Genomic DNA, 5,812 nt, shown 5'->3' with positions numbered 1-5,812 from the left:
TTGCTGCCATCAGAGCGGCAACTGGCAACTGATCTGGGCCTTAGCCGCAGCACGGTGCAGCAGGCTTTGCAGCAGCTGGTTGCCGAGGGCTATATCGTGGCACAGCAAGGCCGCGGTTATCAGAGTGTTACAACCTTACCTGACGCCTTTTTTGCCGCCAGCGACACCTCAGTGGCAGCAAACACCGGCTTACCGACGCAGGATTATGGCTTAACGGCGAAAGCACCGGCATTCTATGGCCAGTTGCAGCCCGGGGTCACCAATGTCCGGCAATTTCCGTTCAGGATATGGCAACAATTACAACAGCGTCACGCTACCCGCACGCTGTTGTGTGGCATGGCGGACCCCAGCGGCTACCTGCCGCTGCGTCAGGCACTCGTGCAGTATCTGCGCCAGTCAAGGCAACTGGTCTGTGATGAGAGGACGGTGTTAATTACTGCTGGCGCGCAACAGGCGTTATTTATTGCCGCTAAATTAACTGCCAGCAGCGGTCAGCGGGTGCTGATGGAGTCACCCGGTTACCCCAGATTAAAACAGGCATTGCAACTGGCTGAGTTAAAAATCGGCTTTGTACCTGCAGGCGGTGCCTGCGGCCTGGACCCTGCCTGTTTACCTCTGGGCAGTGCAGCGAAAGCGCTGTTTTTAACCCCCTCCCATCAATACCCCTGTGGTGGCATTATGCCGCTAAGTCAGCGGCTTGCGTTGCTTAACTGGGCACGAACTGAGCGTTGCTGGCTGGTTGAAGATGATTATGACAGCGAGTTTCAATATCAGCACCGGCCCATAGCCAGTTTACAGGGGTTAGCTGACGGCCAGGGTGTGCTGTTTGCAGGCTCTTTCAGTAAAACCCTGTTTCCGGCACTACGGCTCGGCTATCTGGTCGTCCCCTCTGCACTGGCAGGCCAAGCCAGTGCTATTTTGCAGGCACTGCATGGCGATGTACCACTATTACCTCAGGCAGTACTGGCAGACTTTATCAGTGAAGGCCACTTTAACCGCCACCTGCGCAAAATGCGCCGCCTTTATCAGCAGCAAAAACAGCTGGCTATCAGGTTACTGCAACAGCATTTTCCAACCAGCACCATCCTGGCCAGGGATGCCGGCCTGCATCTGACAATGCTGCTGCCAGGCCTGACTGACGATGTCGCATTGTGTCAGCACCTGAATCAACACGGCTATAAAGTGCAGCCATTCCGCCGCTATTGTTTTTTAAACGAACCGCAACGAGGCCTGGTGATTGGGATTGCCGATGCGGATGAAACCCGGCTAAGCCAATTCATCAGCCGGTTGAAAGCGCAGCTGCTGTATTGTTCCTGAAATAATACTTAACATCTCAGATATAAATGGTATTGATAATCGTTATCATTACTGTATGATCATCGCCATTTCCGGAGGTGAGTATGCAGTTAACCATGAATAAATTAAAACTGACATTGGCCATACAACTGGCCTGTCTGCCAACAGTCGCCTTAGCGGCAGATGTGGCAAAAAATAATGAAAAAGCCATTGAAACCATTACTGTGCGTGGTCAATACACGGTAAATGAAACCATTGATACCGCCACCGGACTGGGATTAACCTTGCTGGAAACCCCGCAATCCGTCAGCGTAATGACAGCGCAGCGGATTAAAGATTTAGATATCAGTTCAATTGCTGATGCGGTAACGCAAACGCCGGGGCTGACATCAAAATCCTTTGACAGCACCCGTAACACTTTCAGTGCCCGTGGTTTTGATATCGATAAATTTCAGCTTGACGGCGTACCTATGGCCTGGAGCCTGGCCGGTGACTCCGGTGAAACCATAACCGATGTCGCCATTTATGAGCGGATAGAAGTCGTGCGTGGCGCCACCGGTCTGCTGACCGGCGTCGGTGAACCCTCAGCCTCTATTAACCTGGTGCGCAAACATGCCAATGCCCGTGAGCTTACGGGTAGCGTTAATGGCGGTATTGGCAGTTGGAATAAACGTTTTCTGACTACTGATGTCAGCACACCGCTGACAGCCGATGGTAATGTGCGCGCCCGCATCGTTGCCAAAAAGGAGCTTAGCGACAGTTTCCGTGATTTGGCTAAAGAAGATAAAACCGTATTATACGGCGTAGTCGATGCAGATTTTGACCATGGTATTTCACTGAGCCTTGGCAGTAGTTATCAGGATAACAATCCTACAGCCTCGACCTGGGGCGCATTACCGCCACTATTTAGCGATGACACGCCGACTGACTGGGACAGAGGCACCACCACAGCAGCCCACTGGACGCGTTGGGATTCAACCAGTAAAAACCATTTTGCCAGCTTAACCCAGCAATTTAATAACGGCTGGCAGCTGAAAGTTAACCTGAACCATAATAAAAATACCGCCGATACCCGCCTGCTCTATATTTATGGCGCAGCTGACAAAGACAGCGGCGAAGGCCTGTTCGCCTGGCCGTACAACAGTGACGGCTTTAGCAAACAAACCAGTATTGATATTCAGCTGCAGGGCAATTATCGCCTGCTTGGCCGTGATCATGAGTTTGTGGCAGGGGCTTTAGACAGTAAACAGCAATCAGAAGTGCAAACCTATGCGGCACTGGACTGGCCTTCTACCGGTAACTTTTATCAGTGGGATGGCAGTGTCGCTCAGCCTGCCTGGGCAGATACCGCTGTACCAGCGGTTGATCTGGATACCGATCAGACCGGCCTGTATGCCGCTACCCGGTTTGCGGTAACCGACCAGCTAAAGCTGATTGCCGGTGGCCGCTACACCGATTGGCAGCGGGCTGGTTTAAACTACGGCGCCGCGCTGGATTTTGGCGACGATAAGTTTGTACCTTATGTCGGCGTCACCTATCAGGTGGCTGAACAGCATATGTTGTATGCCAGCCACACTGAAATTTTTACCCCGCAAAATGCCTACGATCGCAATGGTTTGTTCCTGGACGCAGTGGTCGGCAGCAACCAGGAGATTGGCCTGAAGAGCCGTTATCTGAACAGCGCGCTGCAAACAGCTGTCGCGGTATTCCGGATTGAGCAGGATAATCTAGCCCAGGCCGATGCTGAATTTAATGACCCGGCAAATAACTTTTTTCCGTCATTTGCTGCCAAAGGCGCGACCAGCAAAGGCTTCGAGCTGGAAGTGATTGGTCGGGTTAACCAAAGCTGGAATATCAGCGCCGGCTATTCGCAATTTACAGCTGAAGATCGTGATGGCGCAGACATTAATGTTAACCATCCGCGGAAAAAGCTGAACCTGTTCACCACCTATCAGTTTGCTAATGCGCTGGCCGGCCTGACAGTGGGTGGCGGACTAAGCTGGGAAAGTGAATCCTTTAGCGACGTTATTCCACTGCCATTAAGCGGGCAGCCGTATCAGATAAAGCAGGACAGCTTTATGCTGGCTAATCTGATGGCGCGTTATCAGATTAATGCGCAATTCTCAGTACAACTGAACGTGCATAACCTGTTTGATGAAACCTATTACAACGGTTTAACCCAACAATACAACTATGGTGCACCACGTAACTTCAGCTTCGGCGCAACCTGGTCGTTCTAACATGGCAAAACTCAGCAATCGTTTCTGGTTTCAATTACATGGCTGGTTTTCGCTGCCAATCTGGCTGATCTTCTGCTTTGTCTGCTTAACCGGCACCATAGCGGTGTTCAGCCATGAACTCACGTGGCTGACTAACCCGGCGGCCCGCGCCAGCAATCCGGATAAGCTGCCGGCCAAACCGGTAGCCGAGCTGGTTGCCAGGGTGCAACAGGCCTACCCGACAGCCGATGTTGGCAGCGTAATGGTATTTGAGCCTTATCTGGTGACTGCAGTTACCTTTACCGACCATGACAAACCGTTTGCGATTGCCTACGTTAACCAGTATAGCGGCGACATTCAGCAGATTAATGAAGGCATGACTTTTATTAACTTTATGCGCAGTCTGCATGGCTGGTTGCTGTTTCCGTGGCAAAGTGGCTACAGCGTAGGTTATTACCTGGTGTCGGCAATGGCTATCGTCATGCTGGGCGCCTTAATTACCGGCTTGGTTATTTACAAAAACTTCTGGCGCAGTTTTACCCGGCCAAAGGTGCGCTTGCATCAGGGTAAAAAAACGGTACTGACCGATCTGCACCGGCTGGCCGGGGTCTGGTCAATCTGGTTTTTGATGGTGATGAGCGCCACTGGCCTGTGGTATCTGGTACAAGCGGTGATGTGGCATGCCGATATTGATATTGAACCGCATGCGCCACTGGTTGCGGTATCTGAGCTACCAGCCAGCCAGACCACAGCGCCGGTTGATTTTGCCGCAGCGATGCAGATCGCTCAGCAGCGTTTCCCGGACTTTCAACCGAGCTTTTTAATGTTGCCCGAGCATAACCGCGGCATGTACACCCTGATGGGCGGCGGCGACCATATTTTTTATGATCAGTATTCCTACAACCTGAGCATAAACCCCTGGACCGGCGAAATTGCCAATGAAAAGTCGCCAGCAACAATGTCTGCGCTGCAAACGGTGATGCATATTGCCGACCCGCTGCACTACGGCACCCTTGGCGGGATCTGGACCAAAGCCATCTGGTTTTTATTCGGGCTGATCCTGTCAGGCATGTCAATCACCGGCTTTATGATCTGGGGCAGCCGCACCGTTAAGGCCGTTCGCGCAGGGCGCACAGCTGTAAATCTGCAGGAGGTGCCGGATGGCGCAAAGTAACCGTTTCTGGCAACGGCATAAATTTAAATTAAATGGTCTGGTGCTGCTGCTACCGCTGTGGTTTTTATATGACTCGCTGAACCCCGAGTTCCCGCCGGCCTGGCCGGCCCAGCAGCTGGGCCAGTTTGAAATCGCGCCGATGCCACTGGATTTAAAGCCACCGTATGCTCATCATGATCAATACGTAAAAGACTTTTACTTAAGCTTCAGTCAGGGGGATATCGCAGCTATCCGGCAGGGTTATCTGAATATCGGCCCGGCGCCGCTGCCATTGGCAGAACTGCAACAGCATGAAGAGGGTATTTTACATGGCAGCCGCCATGGTCAGCATGTGCATGCCATCGCGCCACCGCAACTGGCCGCCACCGATAAAGTCTGGCTGACCCTGCAAACCTGGCAGGGCGAGGTGCTGACCACCAGCTGGCCGGTGCCAGCGGAATTACTTGCCGCCCGATAAGCCGCTGCCAGGTCAATCGCCAGCTTTGATCGGAACGCTGGCCTTGAATTGTTGGCAGCCTGGCCGGATATCTTTGCTATAACCCTTTAGCAGGAGCAGCAAGATGCAACATATCGTTATTACCGGTGGTAACCGGGGAATTGGTCTGGCACTGGTTAAACAGTATCTGGCAAAAGGTGACAAAGTATCGGTACTTTGCCGTCAGCCTTCGCCCGAGCTGGCTGATTTAGATGTGACCCTGTACAGCGGGGTTGAACTGACTGAGCCAGAGCAAATCAAAGAAACGGCGGCTAAATTTGCCAAAAACAGCATAGATGTGCTGATTAATAATGCCGGCATCTTCTGCAATGAAACCCTGGATAACTTTAATGATGACACCATCTTAAAACAGTTTCAGGTAAACAGTATTGCGCCGTTGCTGCTAAGCCAGCGGTTACTGGGGGCCATCAAAGACGGCGGCAAAATAGCGATGATCACCAGCCGGATGGGCTCGATCAGCGATAACAGCTCAGGCAGCTATTACGGTTACCGGATGGCTAAGGCCGCCTTAAATGCCGGCAGCGTATCACTGGCTAACGATCTGGCGCCGCGCAACATCAGTGTTGGCATTTACCACCCCGGTTATGTGCAGACTGAAATGGTTAGTTACGGCGGCGATATCAGCCC

5 protein-coding genes are annotated in these 5,812 nt (G+C 52.3%); all 5 read left to right on the top strand.

The annotated features are described in order from the left end of the window. Nucleotides 1-1,317, top strand: a 1,317-nt coding sequence (locus tag R3177_RS12640; RefSeq protein WP_318971388.1) for a PLP-dependent aminotransferase family protein, incomplete at its 5' end; no start/stop codon positions are given. An 83-nt stretch (nt 1,318-1,400) separates the two neighbouring features. Further along, a complete protein-coding gene (locus R3177_RS12635) occupies nt 1,401-3,536 on the top strand; it encodes a TonB-dependent siderophore receptor (protein WP_318971387.1) in 2,136 nt (711 codons plus the stop codon). A 1-nt stretch (nt 3,537) separates the two neighbouring features. Next, a complete protein-coding gene (locus tag R3177_RS12630) occupies nt 3,538-4,689 on the top strand; it encodes a PepSY-associated TM helix domain-containing protein (RefSeq protein WP_318971386.1) in 1,152 nt (383 codons plus the stop codon). Beyond that, nucleotides 4,676-5,146: a hypothetical protein gene (locus R3177_RS12625; RefSeq protein ID WP_318971385.1), complete on the top strand. Its 471-nt coding sequence runs from the start codon at nt 4,676-4,678 to the stop codon at nt 5,144-5,146. The genes R3177_RS12630 and R3177_RS12625 overlap by 14 nt, the downstream gene beginning before the upstream one ends. A gap of 103 nt (nt 5,147-5,249) precedes the next feature. Continuing rightward, nucleotides 5,250-5,812: SDR family NAD(P)-dependent oxidoreductase (locus tag R3177_RS12620; protein WP_318971384.1), on the top strand; the 563-nt coding region annotated here is incomplete at its 3' end.

Origin of the sequence: Arsukibacterium sp. (assembly GCF_033722355.1) — a bacterium.
Lineage (GTDB): Bacteria > Pseudomonadota > Gammaproteobacteria > Enterobacterales > Alteromonadaceae > Alishewanella.
The sequence above is the reverse complement of the archived record's forward strand: the minus strand, read 5'-3'. Positions and strand labels throughout refer to the sequence as shown.

Bases quoted from the DNA above. Each gene is read 5' to 3' on its own strand.
- R3177_RS12625 (WP_318971385.1), top strand. From the start codon at position 4,676: ATGGCGCAAAGTAACCGTTTCTGGCAACGGCATAAATTTAAATTAAAT.
- R3177_RS12630 (WP_318971386.1), top strand. From the start codon at position 3,538: ATGGCAAAACTCAGCAATCGTTTCTGGTTTCAATTACATGGCTGGTTT.
- R3177_RS12635 (WP_318971387.1), top strand. From the start codon at position 1,401: ATGCAGTTAACCATGAATAAATTAAAACTGACATTGGCCATACAACTG.